This window comes from Nonomuraea sp. LPB2021202275-12-8 (assembly GCF_037044575.1).
Lineage (GTDB): Bacteria > Actinomycetota > Actinomycetes > Streptosporangiales > Streptosporangiaceae > Nonomuraea.
In genome coordinates this window covers 588646-609074 of record NZ_JBAHWD010000001.1, presented here as the reverse complement: position 1 = coordinate 609074, position 20429 = coordinate 588646, and the positions used below count along the sequence as shown (strand labels likewise).

Below are 20429 nucleotides of genomic sequence, written 5' to 3'. Positions count from 1 at the left end.
CGGTTAGCATCGAAGGACAGCCCCCCGCTGGAGGCCAGATGCGCTTGTTTCGCCGCCACCACGACGAGCCCGTCGATCCCGGGCAGGTCACCCGCATCGCACCAGCCGTCGGCTACGACGGCGACCTCTACCACCTGCCCGACTGGACGGCCCGCCGCCGCGAGGAGCGCGAGCTGGGCCACCGCCATGCCACCGACGGGCAGATCGACACGCTGACCCTGCAGACCGGCAGCGTGCCCCGCTTCCACGAGCTCGAAGACGAGCGGCTGGGCGAGCTGGCGGAGATCGAGGACCTCACCGAGCGGGAGGTCCAGCGGGCGCGGGCCGCCTTCGAGGCCCAGCGGATCAAGCTGGCCGAGTCGCAGCGCGCCTTCACCGACGCCCGCGCGGCCCTCGACGACACCCAGCCGAGGGTCGCCGAGCTGGAGCAGCCCAGCAGGCGCCCCGGTGACGGCCGCCCCAGCTCGATCGCGCTGTCGGGCAGCCACTGGCCCACCGTGCGCCGCTGGCTGCCCGCCGCGCTGCTGCTGCTCCTCCTGCTGATCGTCGAGGTGCCGATCCTCTATCAGGTGATCCTGAGCTGGGGCGACAGCATCGCGATGACCGCGCTGCTCGCCGCTGGCGCCGCCCTCATCATGCTGGTCGCCCCGCACATGTACGGCAGGGCGTTCCGGTCCTGGCAGGAGCACGGCAGCTCCGCCAGAGGGCGCTGGCTGCTGGCCGCCGTGGCGCTGGTCTGGCTGGGGCTCATCGTGGCCGTCGCCGTGCTTCGCAGGGACGCCCTCGTCAGGCCGCTGGTCGTGGACGGGCAGGAGATCGGGCCCACCTCCGACGGCGTCGGCCAGTTGCCCACGATGATCCTCCTGCTGGCCCTGCTCATCGCCACCGCGCTGATCGCCGCCGATCTCGGCCGCCGGATGCACAACCCCAACGACCGGAGGCTGCGCGAGCTGCGTGCCAAGCGTGACGCCGAGGCCAGGGCGTGCACCACGGCCCAGGCCGCCTACCAGCAGGACGCCGGCTACGCCGAGAGCATCGCGCAGTATCTGGAGTCCGCCGACCGGCGCAGGGCCGGCCGGACCCGGCAGCTCGACAGCGGCTACGACAGCCTGGCCACGGCCTACCTCGGCGGCGTGGTGGAGGGGCTGCGCGACCCGGAGGCGGCGAGCTGGGCCGAGCGCATCGTGGCCAGGCGCCGCGACGCCGGTGCCCGCGGCACCTGACGACGCCTGACCTCGATGCCGTCGCTCAGTTCGTGCCGAAGGTGAACCAGTTGACGTTGACGAAGTCGGCCGGCTGGCCGCTGCTGAACGTCAGGTAGACGGTGTGCGTGCCGGTCACCGGCGAGATGTTCGCCGGGATCGTCCGCCAGCTCTGCCAGCCGCCCGTGCCGGCCAGCGCGAAGTCACCGATCGGCGGCGCGGTCGGGCTGCCGAGCCTTACCTGGACGAGCCCGCTCACCCCGGCGCCCGCCCCGGACGCCACCCTGGCCCTGAACTGCGTGGCGGCCACGGTGCCGAAGCTCACCCCGTCGAAGCGGAGCCAGTCGCCGTTGGCGATGGCGCCGACGTTCTGGCCGCCGCCGGTGTCCGTGGTGCCCTCCACGATGGTGCCCGACTGGGCCTGGTAGCGCTCGGCCTGGATGGTCGAGCGGGCGTCCACGCCGCCCGGCACGGTCGGGGTGATGGTCGGCGTCGGCCCGGTGCTGCCGCTCTGCCACACGGCCACGTAGTCCACCACCATCGGCCGTCCCGGCACGGTGGCGGCGGTCGGCGTCGAGCTACCGGCGACGCCGTTCGGGAACGCGCCGCCCATGGCCACGTTGAGCAGCAGGAAGTAGCCGGCATGACCGGTCATGCCGGCCCACGTGCCCGCGTCGAACTGCGACTGGCTCAGGCTGTGGAACTGCTGGCCGTCCACGTACCAGCGCAGCTGGTTGGGGCTGACGCTGCGGTCCCACTCGAAGCGGTAGGTGTGGAAGGAGGACTGGCAGGTCGAGCCGGGGCAGGCGCGGCTGGCGCCGAGGCCGTTGGTCTCGTTGCACGGGCCGCCCGGGTTGACGCCGCAGTGCAGGACGGCCCACACGGAGTTGATGCCGTTGACGTTCTCCATGATGTCGAACTCGCCGATGGCCGGCCAGTTCCAGTAGTTGCCCCGGTAGGGGGAGCCGAGGGCCCAGAACGCCGGCCAGTAGCCGGCGGCGGCCGCGCCGGTGACGTCGGGCATCTGGATGCGGCCCTCGATGCGCAGGATGCGGCCGTCGGCCGGCTTGAAGTCGCCCCGCCTGGTCTCGACGCGCGCCGAGGTCCACTCGCCGGAGGAGCCGCGCTGCGGCGTGATGCGCAGGTTGCCGGAGCCGTCGAGGGCGAGGTTGGACGCGCTGGAGGTGTAGTTCTGGATCTCGCCGGTGCCCCAGTTCGCGGGGCCGCCGGGATAGTTGTGGCCGGTGTCGACGATCCAGTTGGCCGACGAGGGCGGCGAGCCCGCCGAGCCGTTGAAGTCGTCGGACCAGACCAGTGACCAGCCGGACGGGGTGGGTGGCACGGCCGCGGAGGCGCTTACGGCCACGTGGACGAGGAGGCCGCTGAGCGCGACCACCGCCGCTGCCATCGCGGCGAGCCGTCGGCGTCCCGCCGATCGAAGGGTTCGCACTGTCATCGCTGCTCCTGGGGGATGCGGAGGCGGATGGAGAGAGCGCTCTCTTAGCGAACGTAAACACAGTTCTTAACGCACTGTCAATATTCCGCACCACAAGCTTGACAGCGATTTGCGGGTGGCGCGACCGAGGCGGGAGAGCGCTCTCACTCGTTACAGCAGGTCCACGGACGCGGCTCCCGCTCCCTCCAACGCCTCCGTCCAGAACGCCTCCAGCAACGGGAAGCGGTCCGGACTCGACGTCTTCTCCCGCAGGAACCCGTGCACCGTCACGGCATAGCCCGTCATGTCAGGCAACAGCCGGGCGTCCCGCAGTTCCTTGATCTTCGCCTGTCTCGCCGCCTCGCTGAGATCCAGCTTGCCGACGTCCAGCTCGCCCCGGTTGTTGATCAGGTCGCTGAAGACGATGAGCTGGTGCGCCTTGTCCGGCTGCCGCTGCGCGCCGGCCTGCTTCACCGCGTACCGCAGCGCCCCCAGCACGTCGGACCCCTCACCCTCGGCCGGGCAGTCGAACAGCTTGACCGCCCGCGGCAGCACCTCGGTGACGCGGTGCTTGCGCACGCGCTCCTCGACGACCGGATTCGCGTTCGGATTCTCGGCCGTGGTGGCGGCGACGGCCACCGGGTCCTGGCGGCACGAGCTGCTCTCCGAACTCCCCGTCACCGCCGCGAAGGCGATCCAGTCGCACCCCTCGGCGAACGGGGGCAGCTTCGAGGTCACGTCGTTCCTGGAGGTCGCCGGATCGGCGTACGTGGTGGAGTCCACCACGACCCCGCACACGGCCCGCGCCTGCGTCCCGCACCCGGCCGTCCCCGCCGCGACGAGCGCCAGCACCGCGGCGGTCGCCATCCCGCCCCGCACCCCTCCGCGTCCCGGTCCCGGCCCGCGCCCGGCTCCCCGTCCCGCCTCGCCTCCCATGCCGCGCCCCTCACTGGTGCCCATCGCGACCTTCCGCGCCGCCTTCATGATCTCTGCGTACGTGACCCGCTCCCCGCGCCTCCTGGACACTCTGGTCAGGGCCTGTTGCGGGGGTGGTCTGTGGTCGTCGGCCGGTGTGGTCGGGGCTGGTTGTGAGGGTGACTTGCAGTCGTTGGCCGGTGTCGTCGGTGCCGGTCGTGGGGGTCGTCCGCGGTGCTTGGCCGGTTCCGTCCGGTTCCGCCGCGGGCGCCTGCGGCCCCTCCCGGCTCGTGCTGTCGCCTTCCGGCGTGTCCCGCTCGGTCGCCGGTGAGGGCGTGGCGGGTGGCAACTGGCGCCTGGTCTGCGTGGTCAGCTGCATCGGACGGACCTCGGCGTGCCACACCTCGATGCGCTCCTCGACCTCGTGAAGGATGCGCCCCATCTCCTCCCGCCCGGACACGCCCGCCGGACTGTCGCCGGTGGAGTCCATCGCGATGACCTCGCCCTTCCACAGCGAGGGGATCTCCTCCCGGCGGGGATGCGCGCGCATCACGCCGCTCCGGTAGGCGGCGATGACCTGCTCGGCCCTGGCGTGCAGGGCTTCGACGGCGTGGTTCCGCTCGATCAGCGCGCTCTCCCACTCCTGCGCGAGCTGCTCGATGTGCGCGCGGGCCCGCAGCACGGTCTCGCCGGCCTCTTCCAGCACCTGCTGCCGCCGTGCCTCCGACCGCCGCCACCGGGCTTCGGCGATCGAGATGAACGGGTCCTCCGGCGCCCCGGAGGAGGGAGGCGGCGCCGTACCGGCGGCGGTTCCCGCGTGCGGGCCTTCCCCCGCCGCCGCGGGCCACGATCCGGCGTCAGCGGGAGGCGGTCGTAAGTCGGCGTCAGGGGGAGTGGCGTGGCCGTTGGCGTGGGGGTCCGGGCGCAGATCGGACCGGCCCAGCTCGCGCATGATCGTCTGCCGGGCGCCGAGCGCGCGCTCCAGCAGGGCGGTCCGCCTGGCCGCCAGCTCCCTGTCGACCTCGGTGATCTGCTCCCGGGTCCGGGCGCGTACCTCCGAGACGTACGAGGGCTGGTATTTCGGATCGGTGAACTCGTTCAGCGGGTGCCTGCGCGCGTCCCGCATCCCCCGCCTGCGTGCTTCCTCTCGCTCGGCCGGCGGATCGCTCCGCCTGAACAGCCGCGACAAGAACGCCATCCGCGTCTCCCGGCTCCGGGTGCCCTGGATTCCCAGACTAATCGGTCACTTCCCGCCCTAGCGGTCATGTCCTCGATGAGCTCGGGAACGCACGAAGCCGGCCGCCTGAGACGGCGGCCGGCCACGTGCGGGAGGGGTGTGCGTCGCGGAACTATGCCTTCTCGGCCTCACCGGTGGCCTGCTCCATGACGTCCTCGGGAGAGGCTTCGAGGTCCTGCTCGGCGTCGGCGCCGGCCTGGGCCGAGGCCTTGTCCAGGCGGACCCAGCTCGTCACGCTCTCCACGGCGAAGAGCACGAACAGGTAGGCCGTCAGCACGGACAGCACCGCGGGCAGCCAGCCCAGCGCCGCGCCCACGCCGATGATGAGCAGCCGGAGCTCCCAGCCGAGGCCGGCGTGGAAGACCCAGGCGGGTGGCCAGATGCTCTGCCTGGTCCGGTAGACGGTGTCGTAGGTGTGGTAACCGACCACGTACACCAGCACGAACAGCAGCCACTTCGGCGCGTCGGCGGCCAGGCCGATCACGATCATGGTGAGGAACTCGGTGCCGCGCAACAGCGGCGGCGTGAGCCAGTCGAGGCGGCCCAGGTGGTCGCGGGGGGCGGTGGGCAGCACCAGGAGCACGACGAGCAGCGGCGGGACGAGCAGCATCGGGCCGGGCCTGAGCAGGCCGGTGGCGGTCAGCGCGATGACGGCCAGCAGCGCCGCGAGCGTGGCGGGAACGGGGGGAAGGCCCTTGCCGAGCTTGCCTGCCAGCGCGTGGACCAGGGGCCCGTCGTCGCGGTAGGCGAGCAGCCGGGCCGTCTGGATGCGCCGGCGCTCCTCGTCGGGGTCCGGCGTGGGGGTGGCTGCGGCCTGCGGGTGGGTGATCATGCGAGCGACCTCATGAGGCGTCCGGTCAGGGTGTAAGCGGCGGCGACGGTGCCCCAGATCACCAGCGTGAGGAAGGTAATGCGGGCGTCGAAGAGGGCGGCGGTGATCGCGATAGCCGCGAACCGCTCGCCGATGGGGAACACGATCATCTTACGGGCCCAGTGGACGGCACGGTACTTGCCGGCCTTGGACCACATCTTCAGCAGTCCGCGGATGCCGTGGCTGCGCTCCACCTTGCGGCGCTCCAGGGCCTTGCGCAGGTCCTTGTCGTCGGGTGCGGCCAGGGGCAGCGTCGGGAGCAGCGCCGGGGGCTTGCGGCGGTTGGAGACGCCGAAGGAGAAGTCGAGCAGGTGGCGCACGGACTGCAGGCCGATGGCCGCCAGCGCGAGGATCCAGATGTCGTCGCCGTTGCCCGACACCACCCAGCCGATGGACAGCCCGGCGAAGACGACATACTCCTTGAACCGGTCGAAGGTGGCGTCCAGCCACGCGCCGAGCACCCCGAACTTGCGGGCGTAGCGGGCGACCTGGCCGTCGACGCAGTCGAAGACGAACGCGAAGTAGATCAGCACCCCGCCCGCCACCATCCACGGCCGGTCGCCGGTGGCGAAACAGGCGGCGGCGGCCACGCCCAGCGCGATCGAGATGAGCGTCACCTGGTTGGGCGTCAGGCCGCGCCTGGCCGCCCAGCGGGCGATGAAGCGGGAGTAGGTGGAGACGAAGTAGGTGGTGAAGAAGCCGTCGGCGCCCTTGACCGCGTTGTCGAGCCTGGCCCGGTCCTCGTTCATGCCGGACATCTCGGAGCCGGCCTCGTTGGCCTCTTCCTGAGTGGTGACCCGGCGGTAGAACAGGTCGCGGCGGCCCCGGATGCCGACCGACACGCCCTTGCGCGTCAGGCCGAAGGCGATGAGCTGCACCAGGTCGTCGTCCTCGCCGAACGTGTCGGCCATGTCGGCCAGCTCGCGGCAGGTCTCGGCCAGCACCGGGGCGTTGCGCGGGCTGATGTGGATCGGGCCGAGCAGCACCGCGTTGGGCCTGGTCACCTTGTGGGTGGCCGTGCCGGCCGACACCACGCGGGACTTGCCGATGCGGGTGCGGACGGGGAGCCCCTCCACCCGGCTCATGCCGATCTCGGGCTCGGCCTCGTCGATCGGGACGGTCTCGGCCTGCTCCTCGTTCGCCTCGTCGGCCGCCTCGTCCGTCACGGGACGCGGCTCCTTGGCGACGAGCACCAGCGCACCGCGCTTGGTCTTGGTGATCTGGTAGATCAGCTCGTCGTGGACGACCGAGTTCTCGGGGATGATGAGGACAGGCTCCGTCGCGGAGGCGGCGACCTCGGCCAGTGCGCGCAGTGCGGCGGCCACGTCGCCGGTGGGGATCGTGGCAGGCTGCGGGTCCATCGTGCGGACCTGACTGCGCAGCCGCTCGACGACGGTGGGATTGCCGGGAAGTGCGGCTAGCCTCAGACCGGTCGGAGCGGTGTCGGGGCCGGGCGAAGAGCCCAGCAGGACCACGCGGGTCATGACTCCCTTTCGAGGCGGTAACGGGGGGTTGAACAACGGGCAATGCGGGACAGGCGTCAGAGTCTAGTGAGGGTTGCTGAAAGTCGCGTCACACCACAATGGGTGTAGCACGAACTTCCGCCACTTTGGTACGGCCATAGGATGGGCAAGTGAGTCTCTACCGTGACGAGGGCGTCGTCTTGCGCACTCAAAAGCTCGGCGAAGCCGATCGAATCGTCACGGTCCTGGCCAAGCGGACAGGCAAGGTGCGGGCGGTCGCCAAGGGCGTGCGCCGCACCACTTCGCGCTTCGGAGCCAGGCTGGAGCCGTTCACGCATGTGGATCTCCAGTTCCACACGGGCCGCTCGCTCGACGTCGTCACCCAGGCCGAGACGATCAGGCCGTACGGCGAGGCCCTGGCGATCGACTACCCCCGCTACACGGCGGGCACCGCGATGCTCGAGACCGCAGACCGGCTCACGCACGGCGAGAAGGAGCCGGCGCTGCGGCAGTTCCTGCTGCTGGTGGGCGGGCTGCGCACGCTGGCCGACGGCGAGCACGAGTCCCGGCTGGTGCTCGACGCCTACTTCCTGCGCTCGCTGGCCGTCGCCGGTTACGCCCCCGCGCTGGAGGCCTGCGCCAGGTGCCAGGCCCCGGCCGTCAGGGCGTTCGCCATCGTGGCGGGCGGCGTGGTGTGCGGCGCGTGCAAGCCGGCCGGTTCCGCGGTGCCCGCGGGGGAGACGATCGGGCTCATGACGGCGCTGCTGCGCGGCGACTGGGCGTCGGCCGACGCCTCGCAGCCGCGCCACCGCAGCGAGTGCAGCGGCCTCGTGGCGGCCTACCTGCAGTGGCATCTGGAGCACGGCATCCGCTCACTGCGACACGTAGAAAGAGAGCCTGTGTGAACGTCCGTCCGCCGTCGCCGCACCCGTCCGGTGCGACGCCGCCGCCCATCCCGCGCGACCTGGTGCCCAGGCACGTGGCCATCGTCATGGACGGCAACGGTCGCTGGGCCAAGGCTCGCGGGCTGCCGCGCACCGAGGGGCACAAGGCGGGCGAGGCGTCATTGTTCGACGTCATCGAGGGCGCACTGGAGCTGGGCGTCCCCTACCTGAGCGCGTACGCCTTCTCGACGGAGAACTGGAAGCGCTCACCCGACGAGGTGCGCTTCCTCATGGGCTTCAACCGTGACGTGATCCGGCGCCGCCGCGACGAGCTGCACGCCATGGGCGTGCGGGTGCGCTGGGCGGGCAAGCCCGGCCGGTTGTGGAAGAGCGTGATCTCCGAGCTGCAGTCGGCCGAGGAGATGACCGAGCACAACCGCAAGCTGACGCTGCAGTTCTGCGTCAACTACGGCGGCCAGGCGGAGATCGTCCAGGCGGCGCTCCGGCTGGCGGACGACATCGCGGCCGGCCGGGTCAGGCCGTCGAAGGTGAACGAGAAGGTGTTCGCCCGCTACCTCGACGAGCCGGAGATTCCCGAGGTCGACCTGTTCGTCCGCTCCTCCGGAGAGCAGCGCTTCTCCAACTTCCTGCTGTGGCAGTCGGCCTATGCCGAGATGGTGTTCCTGGACCGGCTCTGGCCCGACTTCGACCGCAGGGACCTGTGGGAGGCCTGCGAGATCTACGCCAAGCGCGACCGGCGCTACGGCGGGGCGCTGCCCAACCAGGTCTAGGGTTCCCGGCCATGGACCGGTCCGGACGTGGACGTGGCCGTGGACGTGGCAGCGGAGGACCGTGAGCTTGCCGTGGGGCGGCGCGGGGAACGTCACCTCCATGCGGCGACTGATCTGGAACACCGCCCTGATCATCGCGCTCTACTACGTGCTGCCTCTGCAGGAGGGCCTGCCCGCCTGGCTGGGGTGGCTGCGGGTGGCGGCGTTCGTGGCCGGGCTCGCACTGGTGGCCTGGAGCGTCGCCAGGGAGGTAAGGAGGCAGGTCCGCTCCGAGGGGCGCGGCCTGCCCGAGACGGGGCTGGCGCTGATGACCGTGGCCGGGGTGATCCTGTTCGCCCTCGCCGACTACGCGGTGGCGTCCTGGCGGAGCGGGGAGTTCGCGGGGCTGGAGACCAAGACCGACGCCCTGTACTTCGCGGTCTCCACGCTGGCCACGATCGGCTTCGGCGACGTGCACCCGGTCGGGCAGGTCGCCAGGGGGCTGGTGCTGGTGCAGATGGTGTTCAACGTGGTGGTGCTGGCCACCGCGGCCACCCTGCTCACCCGGCGGCTGAGGCGTGGGAGTGCGGGGGATGGGCCCAGGTGAACCCTCAGGCGCGGCGGCGGGCGCGGTAGGCCGCCACGTGCATGCGATTGCCGCAGGTGCGGCTGTCGCAGTAGACGCGGGACCGGTTGCGCGACTCGTCGACGAAGACATGGCCGCAGTCGGGGGCCGAGCAGGTGCGAAGCCGCTCCCACTCGCCCTCGACGAGCAGGTGGGCCAGCGCCACCCCGCAGTCGGCCGCGAGGTGTTCGGCCAGGGTCGCGTCCGGGGCGAAGTAGTGCACGTGCAGCGGGTGCCCGTCGTGCTCGGTCAGCCGGGGCGTGATCCGGGTCTCCGACAGCAGCGCGTTCAGGGTGCGCACGGCCGTGGGCTGGTCGGGGGCGACGAAGACGCGGTAGAAGGCCTCGCGCACCATCCGCACCTGGCCGAGGTCGCGGACGGTGAGCGTGGAGACGCCACTGACCTCCCGCGATTCGACGAACGACTGCAGTTCGGCCAGGCTCGCCAGAGCGTCTTCCCCGCCGGTGCTCGGCGAGGTGTTGATGAGCTCGACCACGGTGGCCAGCGCATACACCGTGTCATGGCCAAACGGCATATTGACTCCTGTCAGGGCCGGTTCTAGCGTGGTCGCAGCGTATCTCTCCCACGGGGGGTCGGGGGTTTCTGTGAGTGCACATCGCCGTATCGTGCTGATCGCGATCGTGGGTGCGCTGATCATCTCCACCTCCGCGCCCCTGGTTCGGCTGGCCGGCGTCTCGCCCGCAACCTCGGCCCTGTTCAGGTGCGCCTACGCGGTGCCGCCGATGCTGGTGCTGGCCTGGATGGAGCGCCGCCGGCTCGGCCCGCTGACCGGCCGGCCGCGCAACCTGGCCTGGCTGGCGGGTGTCCTGTTCGCGCTCGATCTGCTCTTCTGGCATCACACGATCGACTACGTCGGCGCCGGCCTGGCCACCGTGCTGGGCAATCTGCAGGTGTTCATCGTGGCGTTCGCCGCCTGGGCGCTGTTTCGCGAGCGGCCGTCGCGCAACATGGTGATCGGCACGCCGGTGGTGTTCGCCGGGGTGGTGCTGATCTCCGGCGTGTTCGACAGCGCGGCGTACGGCGCGAACCCGGCCCTGGGCGTGGCCGCCGGCGTCGCGACGTCGATCGCGTACGCGGGGTTCCTGCTGCTGATGAAGGCCGGGGCGGGACGCTCGGCGGGGCCGCTCGCGCACGCCACCGTGGTGGCCACCGTGGCCATGGCGGCGCTGAGCCCGCTGTTCGGCGGCGCCGACTTCGTGCCGAGCTGGCCGGCGCACGGCTGGCTGCTGCTGCTCGCGCTCGGCCCGCAGGTGCTCGGCTGGTCGCTCATCGCGTACTCGCTGCCCAGGCAGCCCGCCGCGCTCACCGCGCTGCTCCTGCTCGTCCAGCCGATGACGACGGTGGCCGTGTCGGCCGCGCTGCTCGATGAGCGCCCGTCGCCGCTCCAGCTCGCCGGGTGCGCGGTGATCGTGCTGGGGGTCCTCTACGGCTCGCGGCGCGCTCAACCGGCCAGGGACGTCCTGGAGCAGGACGAGCAGGTGCCGAAGACCTCGACCGTGTGAGTGATCTCGGTGAAGCCGTGCTCGGTGCCGACCGTCTCGGCCCAGCGCTCGACGGCGGGACCCTCCACCTCGACGGTCCGGCCGCAGCGGCGGCAGACGAGGTGGTGGTGATGCTCGCCGGTGGCGCACGCGCGATAGACCGACTCGCCGTCGTCGGTGCGCAGCACGTCGACGTGGCCGCCGTCGGCCAGCGCCTGGAGCGCGCGGTAGACCGTGGTCAGCCCGATCTTGGCGCCGTGCTGGCGCATCTCGGCGTAGACGTCCTGCGCGCTGCGGAAGCCCTCGCTCTGCCGGAGGGTGTCGTGCACGGCATCGCGTCTCGTGGTCATGCGACCTCCTTGACGCTCACGCTGCGTCGCTCGCTCACTGTGGACTCCTGGGACGATCTGCCTCGCCGTACGAACTTACCGACACCGAGGGCCAGGACGAAGCCGAGCAGAGCAAGAAGCACGATGGCGGCGCCGGGCGCCACCTTGGCCGACTGCGCCGAGACGAGCAGCCCGCCGACCGCGGCGATCACGCCGAACAGCATGGCCAGCAGCATCGTCGACCGAAAGCCCCTGGTGAGCTGCTGGCTGGTCGCCACCGGGATCACCATGAGAGCGCTGACCAGCAGCAGTCCGACCACCCGCATGGCGATGACCACGGTGAGCGCGGCCGTGACGGCGATGAGCAGGCTGAGGAAGCGCACCGGCAGGCCGCTGGCTCTGGCCATCTCCTCGTCCTGGCAGAGCACGAACAGCTCCCTGCCGAAGATCCCGACCACCAGGAGCACCGCGACGGCCAGGCCGCCGATGACCCAGATGTCCAGCCGGCTGACGCTGGCGATCGCGCCGAACAGGTAGGAGTTGAGCTTGGCGTTGCTGCCCCCGGGCGCGATGCCCATGAGCATGACGCCGCCCGCGATGCCGCCGTAGAACAGCAGTGCCAGGGCGACGTCGCCGCTGGTGCGGCCGCGTGCCCTGACCACCTCGATGGCGACGGCGCCGGCGATCGCGACCGCGACGGCGGTGAGCACGGGCGCGGTGCCGGTGAGGAAGCCGAGCGCGACGCCGGTCAGGGCCACGTGGCCGATGCCGTCGCCGAGCAGGGCGAGCCTGCGCTGCACGATGAAGGTGCCCACGGCGGGCGCGCAGAGCCCCACCAGCAGTGCCGCGATCAGGGCGAGCTGGAAGAACTCCCTGCCCAACAAGTCGATCATGCTTCTCCCTGCCAGCCGCGCAGCGGTCCGGCGGCGGCCTCGGCGGCGTGCGGATGCACGTGCTCGTGTCCCGGCCTGGCGCACTCGCCTTCCGGCTCGGGCGGCGGGCCGTCGTGCGCGATGCGGCCCTCCCGCACCACCACGCCGCGGGTGATGAGCGGCTCCAGCGGGCCGAGCTCGTGCGCGACGAGGACGATGGTCTTGCCGCCGGCCACCAGCGTGGCCAGCGTGTCGGCGAGCAGTTGCTGGGTGGCCGCGTCGACGCCGGCCGTGGGCTCGTCCATCACGTAGGTGTCGGGCCGGCCGGCCAGCGCGCGGGCGATCAGCACCCGCTGCTGCTGGCCTCCGGAAAGCGCCTGCACCGGGTCGGCCGCCCGGTCGGCGAGCCCGACGGACTCCAGCGCGCTCGCGACCGCCTCCCGGTCGTCGGCGCTGGTGAGGCGGAGCCTCTTCTGCCGGGAGATCCGCCCGGAGGTGACGACCTCGCGGACCGTCGCCGGCACGCCGCCGCCCACCGCCAGGCGCTGCGGCACGTAACCGACGCGCCACCAGTCGCGGAACCTGCCGGGCGGCCTGCCGTACAGGAGGGTCTGGCCGCCGGAGAGCGGCGTGAGCCCGAGCAGGGCGCGGATCAGGGTGGACTTGCCCGAGCCGTTGGCGCCCATGATCGCGACGACCTCGCCCGGGCGGACGGTCAGGTCGACGCCGCGCAGGATGGGCCGGCGGTCGAGCGTCACCCGGCCGTCGGTCATCGTGAACGCGTTCTCGCTCACGAGGTGCATCCCAGCGCCGTCTTCAGGGTCTGGAGGTTGCCGCGCATGGCCGACAGATAGTCGCCCGCGGGCTTGCTCTCCAGGGGGTCGAGCACCGCCGTCCTCGCGCCGGCCTCGCCGGCGAGCACCTCGGCGACCTTGGGGCTGACCAGCGTCTCGGTGAAGACGGTGGTCACCTTCTCGGCCTTGGCCAGCTCGGCCACCTCGGCGATGCGGGCGGGGGAGGGCTCGGACTCGGGATCGAGCGTGATGCCGACCTGCTTCAGCTTGTAGCGGTCGGCCAGGTAGCCGAACGCCTCGTGCGCGGTGATCATGGTCTTGGCCGAGCAGCCCGCCAGGCCCTTGGTGAACTCCTGGTCCAGGGTGGTGAGCGCGGCCGCGGTGGTGGCCGCCCGGTCCTTGTAGCCCTGCGCGTGCGCCGGGTCGGCGGCGGCCAGGCGCTCGCCGAGCTTGGTCGCGACGGTGGCGAAGCGGGACGGGTCGAGCCAGATGTGCGGGTCGTAGGAGACCTCGTGCTCGTGAGCCGCCTCGCCTCCCTCGTGCTCCTCGTGCTCGCCCGCCGGGATCGTGCTGACCGCGGTGGCGGCGTCGAAGCTGCTGTCCTCGGCGACCGCCTCGTCCACCGCCGGCTGCACGCCCTTGATGTAGACCGTCAGCGTGGCGTCCTCCAGGTCGGCCATCTGCTGCGGGCCGAGCTCCAGATCGTGCGGCTCCACGCCGGCGGCGGTCAGGCTCTTCACCGTGAGGTCGGGTCCGCCGACCTGCTCGGTCAGCCACTGCAGTGGATAGATGGCGGCGAGAACCTGCGGCGCCCCTCGAGGGGCGGCGGCGGTCCCGGAGCCGCATGCGGTGGCGGTGAGCAGCAAGGCGCCCGCGAGCATGCCGGCTGCACGCTGGCGGGAATGTCCTGACATCATGTGAGACAGTATGCTGCAAAATGAAAATGGTTGTCAAAACCGATGATTGTTGGGATGCCGGACGGCGGCGCTGGGGGGCAGGCCGGCACCGTACGGCATCCCGCCATCACCCCGGTTGCCGGAGCCCGGAGTGACGTCCAACCGCGGGGAATGGGTCAGGCGGTCATGGCTCGCCATCCTTCCATTCTGTATACAATCTACGGATTCCGAGCTAGCCCGCGCGGACAAGGTTCTCGGCCAGCAGGTCGCTGACCGCGTGGATCGCGCGCAGCGTCGGCACCTCGGCGCCGGTGAGATCGGCCAGCTCGACCACCGCCGCCAGCAGCACGTCCAGCTCCAGCGGCTTGCCCTTCTCCAGGTCCTGGAGCGTAGAGGTCTTGTGCTCGCCCGCCTTCTCCGCTCCCCGCAGGCGGCGCTCGATCGAGATCCCGGGATCGCAGCCGACGTTCCGCGCCACCTCGACGGTCTCGCGCATCATGGCCCTGACCAGCTCCCTGGTGCCGCTGTGCCGGCAGATGCCGGCCATGGTGGCCCTGGCCAGGGCGCTGATCGGGTTGAAGGCGATGTTGCCCATGAGCTTGATCCACACATCGCGGCGCACGTCGCGCTCCACCGGGCACTTCAGCTCGCCGGCCTGGGCCGCCCGGCTAAAGGCGGCGCACCGCTCACTGAGCTCGCCGTTCGGCTCCCCGATGGAGAAACGGGTGCCCTCGAGGTGGCGGATCACGCCGGGCTCCTCGATCTCGGTGGCCGCGTAGACGACGCATCCGATCGCGCGTTCCAGCGGCAGCGCGGTGGTTACCGCGCCCTCCGGGTCCACGCTCTGGATGCGATAGCCCTCGTAGGGGCCCTTGAGTCCGTGGAAGTACCACCACGGGATGCCGTTCTGCGCGGCGATGATGCTCGTGGCCTCGTGCAGCAGCGGCTCGATCATGGGGCCCGCGGCGGCGTAGCTGTTCGCCTTGAGGCCCAGGAATACGTGGTCCACCGGGCCGACCTGGTGAGGGTCGTCGGTGGCATGGGGGTGAGCGACGAAGTCGCCCCTGGGGCTGAGCACCCGGACACCGGATTCGCGTATGGCCCGCAGGTGCTCGCCTCTGGCGATGAGATGCACCTCGACTCCGGCCCTGTGGAGAGCTGCCCCCACATACGCGCCGATGGCGCCGGCGCCAAGAACAGCGACCTTCATGCACTCGCTCCGTTCTCGCGTCGGATCGTGCATTCGGTATACAGTATGGAAAATGTCGGGTCAAGGAGCCGGTGGATGACCGTTGTTCGACATGGACCTGCGGTGGGGACGGTGCCGTGGGCAGCCGCCAGACAGCCCGCGACCGGCGCCGTGCGTTCGCCACCCGGACGCGGAGAGGGCGGTCCCCGGGATGGGGGGCCGGGGACCAGGTGGAGCTGATCGAGTTGCCCCAAGGGGGCTAGACAGGCGGGTGACGACAGGGTAACCATGGCGTTCATACGGTATGCAGTATGCGGGAGACAGTCGCTGAGAAGGGTGCATGATGTCGGAAACGATCTCTGGTGGTCATCTGGTAGCCAAGGCGCTCAAAGCCGAGGGCGTGGACGTGATCTACACCCTCTGCGGTGGCCACATCATCGATATCTACGACGGCTGCGTCGATGAGGGCATCGAGGTCATCGACGTGCGCCACGAGCAGGTGGCCGCGCACGCGGCGGACGGCTACGCGCGGATCACCGGCAAGCCGGGCTGCGCGGTCGTCACCGCCGGGCCCGGCACGACGGACGCGGTCACCGGCGTGGCCAACGCCTTCAGGGCCGAGAGCCCGATGTTGCTCATCGGCGGTCAGGGGGCGCTCAGCCAGCACAAGATGGGCTCGCTGCAGGACCTGCCGCACGTGGACATGATGACGCCGATCACCAAGTTCGCCGCCACGGTGCCGAGCACGGAACGGGTGGCAGACCTCGTGTCGATGGCCTTCCGCGAGTGCTATCACGGCGCCCCGGGCCCGTCGTTCCTGGAGATCCCGCGCGACGTGCTGGATGCGAAGATCCCCCTGGAGAAGGCGCGGATCCCGAAGAACTACCGGGCCTCCACCAAGCAGGCCGGCGACCCCGAGGCGATCGAGCGGCTGGCGGACATGCTGGCGCACGCGGAGAAGCCGTGCATCCTGCTCGGCAGCCAGGTCTGGACCTGCCGGGCGACCGATGCGGCGATCGACTTCGTCCGCGCGCTGAACGTACCGGCCTACATGAACGGCTCGGCGCGCGGCACGCTCCCGCCGGGCGACCCGCACCACTTCCAGCTCAGCCGCAGGTACGCCTTCACCGAGGCCGACCTGATCATCATCGTCGGCACCCCGTTCGACTTCAGGATGGGGTACGGCAAGCGGCTCTCGCCGACCGCCACCGTGGTGCAGATCGACCTCGACTACCGCACTGTCGGGAAAAATCGGGACATCGACCTGGGGATCGTCGGCGACGCCGGCCTCATCCTGGCGGCGGCGGCCCAGGCGGCGAGCGGCCGCATCGACAACGCCGCGGCCAGGCGCAAGGAGTGGATCGAGGAGCTGCGCGCCGTCGAGACCCAGGCCTACGACAAGCGCCTGCCCCGCCAGCTGTCGGACGCCCAGCCCATCGACCCCTACCGCCTGGTCCACGAGATCAACGAGTTCCTCACCGAGGACAGCACCTACATCGGCGACGGCGGCGACATCGTCACCTTCTCCGGCCAGGTCGTGCAGCCCAAGTCGCCCGGCCACTGGATGGACCCCGGACCGCTCGGCACGCTCGGCGTCGGCATGGCCTTCGCGATGGCCGCCAAGCAGGCCCGGCGCGACAAGGAGGTGCTCTGCCTGTTCGGCGACGGCGCCTTCAGCCTGACCGGCTGGGACTTCGAGACCATGGTCCGCTTCGACCTGCCGTTCATCGGCGTCATCGGCAACAACTCCTCCATGAACCAGATCAGGTACGGCCAGGCCGCCAAGTACGGCGAGGAGCGTGCCCGGGTCGGCAACACGCTGGGTGACATCCGCTACGGCGACTTCGCCAAACTCCTGGGCGGCCACGGCGAGGAGGTCCGCGACCCGGCGGAGATCCGCCCGGCCCTGGAGCGGGCCCGGGAGTCGGGCAAGCCATCGCTGATCAACGTCTGGGTCGATCCCGACGTCTACGCGCCGGGAACCATGAACCAGACCATGTACAAGTAGGCAGGTCCCTGACATGAAGGCACTCGAAGGTGTCCGCGTCCTCGACATGACCCACGTCCAGTCCGGCCCGTCCTGCACCCAGCTCCTCGGCTGGCTGGGCGCCGACGTGGTCAAACTGGAGTCCCCGACGGGCGACATCACCCGGCAGCAGCTGCGTGACGTGCCCGGCGTCGACAGCCTCTACTTCACGATGCTCAACTGCAACAAGCGCAGCATCACGCTCAACATGAAGAGCGAGCGCGGCAAGGAGCTCTTCACCGAGCTGGTCAAGGACGCCGACATCCTGGTGGAGAACTTCGGCCCCGGCGCGGTGGACCGCATGGGCTTCACCTGGGAGCGGCTCCAGGAGATCAACCCCCGCCTGATCTACGCCTCCGTCAAGGGCTTCGGCGCCGGCCGCTACGCCAAGTTCAAGGCGTACGAGGTGATCGCCCAGGCGATGGGCGGCTCGATGTCGACCACCGGCTTCGAGGAGGGCCCGCCGCTGGCCACCGGCGCGCAGATCGGCGACTCCGGCACCGGCATCCACGTGGTCGCCGGCATCCTGGCCGCCCTCTACCAGCGCGAGCACACCCAGCGCGGCCAGCGGGTGCAGGTCGCCATGCAGCACGCCGTGCTCAACCTGTGCCGGGTCAAGCTCCGCGACCAGCAGCGCCTCGCGCACGGGCCGCTGCGCGAGTACCCGAACAGGACCTTCGGCGACGAGGTGCCCCGCTCGGGTAACGCCAGCGGCGGCGGCCAGCCCGGCTGGGCGGTGCGCTGCGCCCCCGGCGGGCCGAACGACTACATCTACGTGATCGTCCAGCCACCCGGCTGGAGGCCGCTGTCGGGCATCATCGGCCGGCCCGAGCTGGCCGAGGACCCCGAGTGGGCGACTCCGGAGGTTCGGCTGTCCAAGCTGGACAAGATGTTCCAGCTCATCGAGGAGTGGACCATCCGGCACGACAAGTGGACGGTCCTGGACCGGCTCAACGCCGAGAACATCCCCTGCGGGCCGATCCTGTCGACCAAGGAGCTGGTCGAGGACGAGAGCCTGCGCGAGGAGGGCATCGTCGTCACGGTCGACCATCCGGAGCGCGGGGAGTTCGTGACCGTCGGCAGCCCGTTGCAGCTGTCCGACTCCCCGGTCGACATCACCACCCCGCCCCTGCTCGGCGAGCACAACCAGGAGATCTACGGCCCGCTCGGCGTGAGTGCCGACGAGCTGGCCGAGCTGAAGACGAACGGAGTCATCTAGTGGAGCAGCGTGCAGGGGCCGCGAGCGCGGTCAGGGAGATCCTGGACAAGGCCATCGCCGAGGGGCGCACGGGTCTGACCGCCCCTGAAGGCCGCGGGATCTGTCAGGCGTACGGCATCGCCACCCCGGGCGAGGCGCTGGCCGGGTCGGCGGAGGAGGCGGCGGAGCTGGCCGCCGGGCTCGGCTTCCCGGTGGTGCTGAAGATCGTCTCACCGGACATCCTGCACAAGACCGACGCCGGCGGCGTGCTGGTCGGGCTGAAGACGGCCGAGGAGGTTTGGGACGGCTTCGAGCAGATCCTGGCCAGCGCCCGCGCCTACGACTCCGACGCCCGCATCGACGGCGTCCAGGTGCAGCAGCTGGTCGGCGGCGGCTACGAAGTCATCGTCGGCGCCGTCACCGATCCCACCTTCGGCAAGCTGGTCGCGTTCGGGCTGGGCGGTGTCCTGGTTGAAGTCCTTAAGGACGTGACCTTCCGACTTGCCCCGGTTTCGGGTGATGATGCGCTTGGGATGCTCGACGACATCAAAGCGGCGCAAGTGCTGCGAGGTGCCCGTGGTGCCGCGCCCGCGAACCGGGAGGCGCTGGCGGCGCTGATCGAGCGCGTGGGAAGCCTGGTCAGCGACTTCCCCGAGATCGTCGAAGTGGACCTCAACCCGGTCTTCGCGGACGCGAACGGCGCCGTCGCCGCCGACGTGCGGATCCTCATCGGCGAGCCCCCCGAAGAGGTCACCCGGCTCTCGCGGGAGGTGATCCTCGGGCAGATGACGCGGATCTTCAAGCCGCGTTCCGTCGCCGTCATCGGCGCCTCCGGGGAGAGCGGCAAGATCGGCAACTCGGTGATGCGCAACCTCATCAACGGCGGCTATCAGGGCCAGATCTTCCCGATCAACCCCAAGGCTCCCGAGATCCTGGGACTGCCCGCGTACAAGAGCATCTCCGACGTCCCGCACGACGTGGACGTGGCCGTCTTCGCGATCCCGGCCAAGTTCGTCCCCTCGGCGCTGGAGGAGGCGGGCGAGAAGGGCGTCGCGGGCGCCATCATGATCCCCTCAGGGTTCGCCGAGACCGGGAACGTGGCCGGCCAGCAGGAGATCGTCGACATCGCCAGGCGCCACGGCGTGCGCATGCTCGGCCCCAACATCTACGGCTACTACTACACGCCGGAGAACCTCTGCGCGACGTTCTGCACGCCGTACGACGTCAAGGGCAGCGTGGCGCTGACCTCGCAGAGCGGCGGCATCGGGATGGCCATCCTGGGCTTCAGCCGCACCACCAAGATGGGCGTCTCGGCGATCGTCGGCGTCGGCAACAAGGCCGACGTGGACGAGGACGACCTGCTGACCTTCTTCGAACAGGACGACAACACCCAGGCCGTGGCCATGCACCTGGAGGATCTCAAGGACGGGCGCGGCTTCGTCGAGGCGGCCCGCCGGGTCGTCAAGCACAAGCCGGTCATCGTGCTGAAGGCCGGGCGCACCGCGATGGGCGCGCGGGCCGCGGGCTCCCACACCGGCGCCCTGGCCGGCGACGACAAGGTCTACGACGACATCCTCCGGCAGGCGGGCGTGGTGCGCGCGCCGGGGCTCAACGACATGCTCGAGTACGCCCGCGCGCTGCCGCTGATGCCCGCCCCCAAGGGCGAGAACGTCGTCATCATCACCGGAGCGGGCGGCTCCGGCGTGCTGCTGTCCGACGCCTGCGTGGACGCCGGGCTGACGCTCATGGACATCCCGCCCGATCTCGACCAGGCCTTCCGCGCCTTCATCCCGCCGTTCGGCGCGGCCGGCAACCCCATCGACATCACCGGCGGCGAACCGCCCTCGACGTACGCGAACACGGTCCGGCTCGGGCTCACCGACGACCGGATCCACGCGCTCGTCCTGGGCTACTGGCACACGATCGTGACGCCCCCGATGGTCTTCGCCGAGCTGATCGCCCAGGTCGTGGCGGAAGAGCGGGCGAAGGGGAACATCAAGCCGGTGGTCGCGTCGCTGGCCGGAGACACCGAGGTTGAGGAGGCCAGCGAGTATCTGTTCGAACACGGCGTGGTCGCGTATCCGTACACGACCGAAAAGCCCGTGGCGGTACTCGGCGCAAAGTACCGCTGGGCACGGGCTGCCGGACTGCTCCGCTAGGAGCCGATTCGGAGCAGGCGAGGGGGCGCATCGGGGCCGCGCAGTAAGACAAACAACCCCCC

General features: G+C 70.8%; 19 protein-coding genes. 8 read left to right on the top strand and 11 right to left on the bottom strand.

Going from position 1 to position 20429, the window contains the following annotated elements:
* Nucleotides 1-38 precede the first annotated feature (38 nt).
* A complete protein-coding gene (locus V5E28_RS02875) occupies nt 39-1223 on the top strand; it encodes a hypothetical protein (protein ID WP_336204673.1) in 1185 nt (394 codons plus the stop codon).
* A gap of 25 nt (nt 1224-1248) precedes the next feature.
* On the opposite strand, the gene V5E28_RS02870 is transcribed toward V5E28_RS02875, so the two are convergent.
* The 5 genes from V5E28_RS02870 to V5E28_RS02850 form a co-directional block, all read right to left on the bottom strand.
* Nucleotides 1249-2658 (bottom strand): glycoside hydrolase family 16 protein, encoded by a 1410-nt coding sequence (locus V5E28_RS02870; RefSeq protein ID WP_336204672.1) that lies wholly within the window; start codon nt 2656-2658, stop codon nt 1249-1251.
* 150 nt (nt 2659-2808) lie between these two features.
* Nucleotides 2809-3621, bottom strand: coding sequence for a hypothetical protein (locus V5E28_RS02865; RefSeq protein ID WP_336204670.1), 813 nt, complete (start codon nt 3619-3621; stop codon nt 2809-2811).
* Nucleotides 3584-4750 (bottom strand): hypothetical protein, encoded by a 1167-nt coding sequence (locus tag V5E28_RS02860; RefSeq protein ID WP_336204669.1) that lies wholly within the window; start codon nt 4748-4750, stop codon nt 3584-3586. The genes V5E28_RS02865 and V5E28_RS02860 overlap by 38 nt, the downstream gene beginning before the upstream one ends.
* Before the next feature lie 151 nt (nt 4751-4901).
* The gene (locus tag V5E28_RS02855) at nt 4902-5621 is read right to left on the bottom strand and encodes a DUF5941 domain-containing protein (RefSeq protein WP_336204667.1); all 720 of its coding nucleotides are present in this window, start codon (nt 5619-5621) and stop codon (nt 4902-4904) included.
* Nucleotides 5618-7144, bottom strand: coding sequence for a CDP-alcohol phosphatidyltransferase family protein (locus V5E28_RS02850; protein WP_336204665.1), 1527 nt, complete (start codon nt 7142-7144; stop codon nt 5618-5620). Before V5E28_RS02850 ends, V5E28_RS02855 begins: the two co-directional genes overlap by 4 nt.
* 149 nt (nt 7145-7293) lie before the next feature.
* Here V5E28_RS02850 and recO point away from each other — a divergent pair, with 149 nt between their 5' ends.
* The 3 genes from recO (at nt 7294) to V5E28_RS02835 (ending at nt 9384) form a co-directional block, all read left to right on the top strand.
* Nucleotides 7294-8028 (top strand): DNA repair protein RecO, encoded by a 735-nt coding sequence (gene recO, locus V5E28_RS02845; protein ID WP_336204664.1) that lies wholly within the window; start codon nt 7294-7296, stop codon nt 8026-8028.
* A complete protein-coding gene (locus V5E28_RS02840; RefSeq protein WP_336204663.1) occupies nt 8025-8798 on the top strand; it encodes an isoprenyl transferase in 774 nt (257 codons plus the stop codon). Before recO ends, V5E28_RS02840 begins: the two co-directional genes overlap by 4 nt.
* Before the next feature lie 61 nt (nt 8799-8859).
* Nucleotides 8860-9384, top strand: coding sequence for a potassium channel family protein (locus tag V5E28_RS02835; protein ID WP_336204661.1), 525 nt, complete (start codon nt 8860-8862; stop codon nt 9382-9384).
* 4 nt (nt 9385-9388) lie between these two features.
* Here V5E28_RS02835 and V5E28_RS02830 read toward each other — a convergent pair whose 3' ends face one another.
* The gene (locus V5E28_RS02830) at nt 9389-9937 is read right to left on the bottom strand and encodes a CGNR zinc finger domain-containing protein (protein WP_336204659.1); all 549 of its coding nucleotides are present in this window, start codon (nt 9935-9937) and stop codon (nt 9389-9391) included.
* A gap of 91 nt (nt 9938-10028) precedes the next feature.
* Here V5E28_RS02830 and V5E28_RS02825 point away from each other — a divergent pair, with 91 nt between their 5' ends.
* Complete coding sequence (locus V5E28_RS02825; protein ID WP_336204657.1) at nt 10029-10925, top strand: DMT family transporter; 897 nt, start codon at nt 10029-10031, stop codon at nt 10923-10925.
* On the opposite strand, the gene V5E28_RS02820 is transcribed toward V5E28_RS02825, so the two are convergent.
* From V5E28_RS02820 to V5E28_RS02800, 5 genes are all read right to left on the bottom strand, one after another.
* Nucleotides 10865-11254, bottom strand: a complete 390-nt coding sequence (locus V5E28_RS02820) for a Fur family transcriptional regulator (RefSeq protein ID WP_336204655.1) — start codon at nt 11252-11254, stop codon at nt 10865-10867. The genes V5E28_RS02825 and V5E28_RS02820 overlap by 61 nt on opposite strands.
* Nucleotides 11251-12126 carry a metal ABC transporter permease gene (locus V5E28_RS02815; RefSeq protein ID WP_336204653.1) on the bottom strand — a complete coding sequence of 292 codons (876 nt, stop codon included), beginning with the start codon at nt 12124-12126 and terminating at the stop codon, nt 11251-11253. Before V5E28_RS02815 ends, V5E28_RS02820 begins: the two co-directional genes overlap by 4 nt.
* Entirely contained in the window at nt 12123-12908 is a 786-nt protein-coding gene (locus V5E28_RS02810; protein ID WP_442945752.1) for a metal ABC transporter ATP-binding protein, read from the bottom strand. Before V5E28_RS02810 ends, V5E28_RS02815 begins: the two co-directional genes overlap by 4 nt.
* Nucleotides 12896-13816 (bottom strand): metal ABC transporter substrate-binding protein, encoded by a 921-nt coding sequence (locus V5E28_RS02805; RefSeq protein ID WP_336204652.1) that lies wholly within the window; start codon nt 13814-13816, stop codon nt 12896-12898. The genes V5E28_RS02810 and V5E28_RS02805 overlap by 13 nt, the downstream gene beginning before the upstream one ends.
* Before the next feature lie 211 nt (nt 13817-14027).
* Nucleotides 14028-15005: a 2-dehydropantoate 2-reductase gene (locus V5E28_RS02800; RefSeq protein WP_336204650.1), complete on the bottom strand. Its 978-nt coding sequence runs from the start codon at nt 15003-15005 to the stop codon at nt 14028-14030.
* Nucleotides 15006-15324: 319 nt separating this feature from the next.
* Here V5E28_RS02800 and V5E28_RS02795 point away from each other — a divergent pair, with 319 nt between their 5' ends.
* The 3 genes from V5E28_RS02795 to V5E28_RS02785 are packed head-to-tail and all read left to right on the top strand — an operon-like array spanning nt 15325 to nt 20367.
* Nucleotides 15325-16992, top strand: coding sequence for a thiamine pyrophosphate-binding protein (locus V5E28_RS02795; protein ID WP_336204648.1), 1668 nt, complete (start codon nt 15325-15327; stop codon nt 16990-16992).
* Nucleotides 16993-17005: 13 nt separating this feature from the next.
* The gene (frc, locus tag V5E28_RS02790; protein WP_336204646.1) at nt 17006-18229 is read left to right on the top strand and encodes a formyl-CoA transferase; all 1224 of its coding nucleotides are present in this window, start codon (nt 17006-17008) and stop codon (nt 18227-18229) included.
* Nucleotides 18229-20367 (top strand): acetate--CoA ligase family protein, encoded by a 2139-nt coding sequence (locus tag V5E28_RS02785; protein ID WP_336204644.1) that lies wholly within the window; start codon nt 18229-18231, stop codon nt 20365-20367. The genes frc and V5E28_RS02785 overlap by 1 nt, the downstream gene beginning before the upstream one ends.
* Nucleotides 20368-20429: the final 62 nt, after the last annotated feature.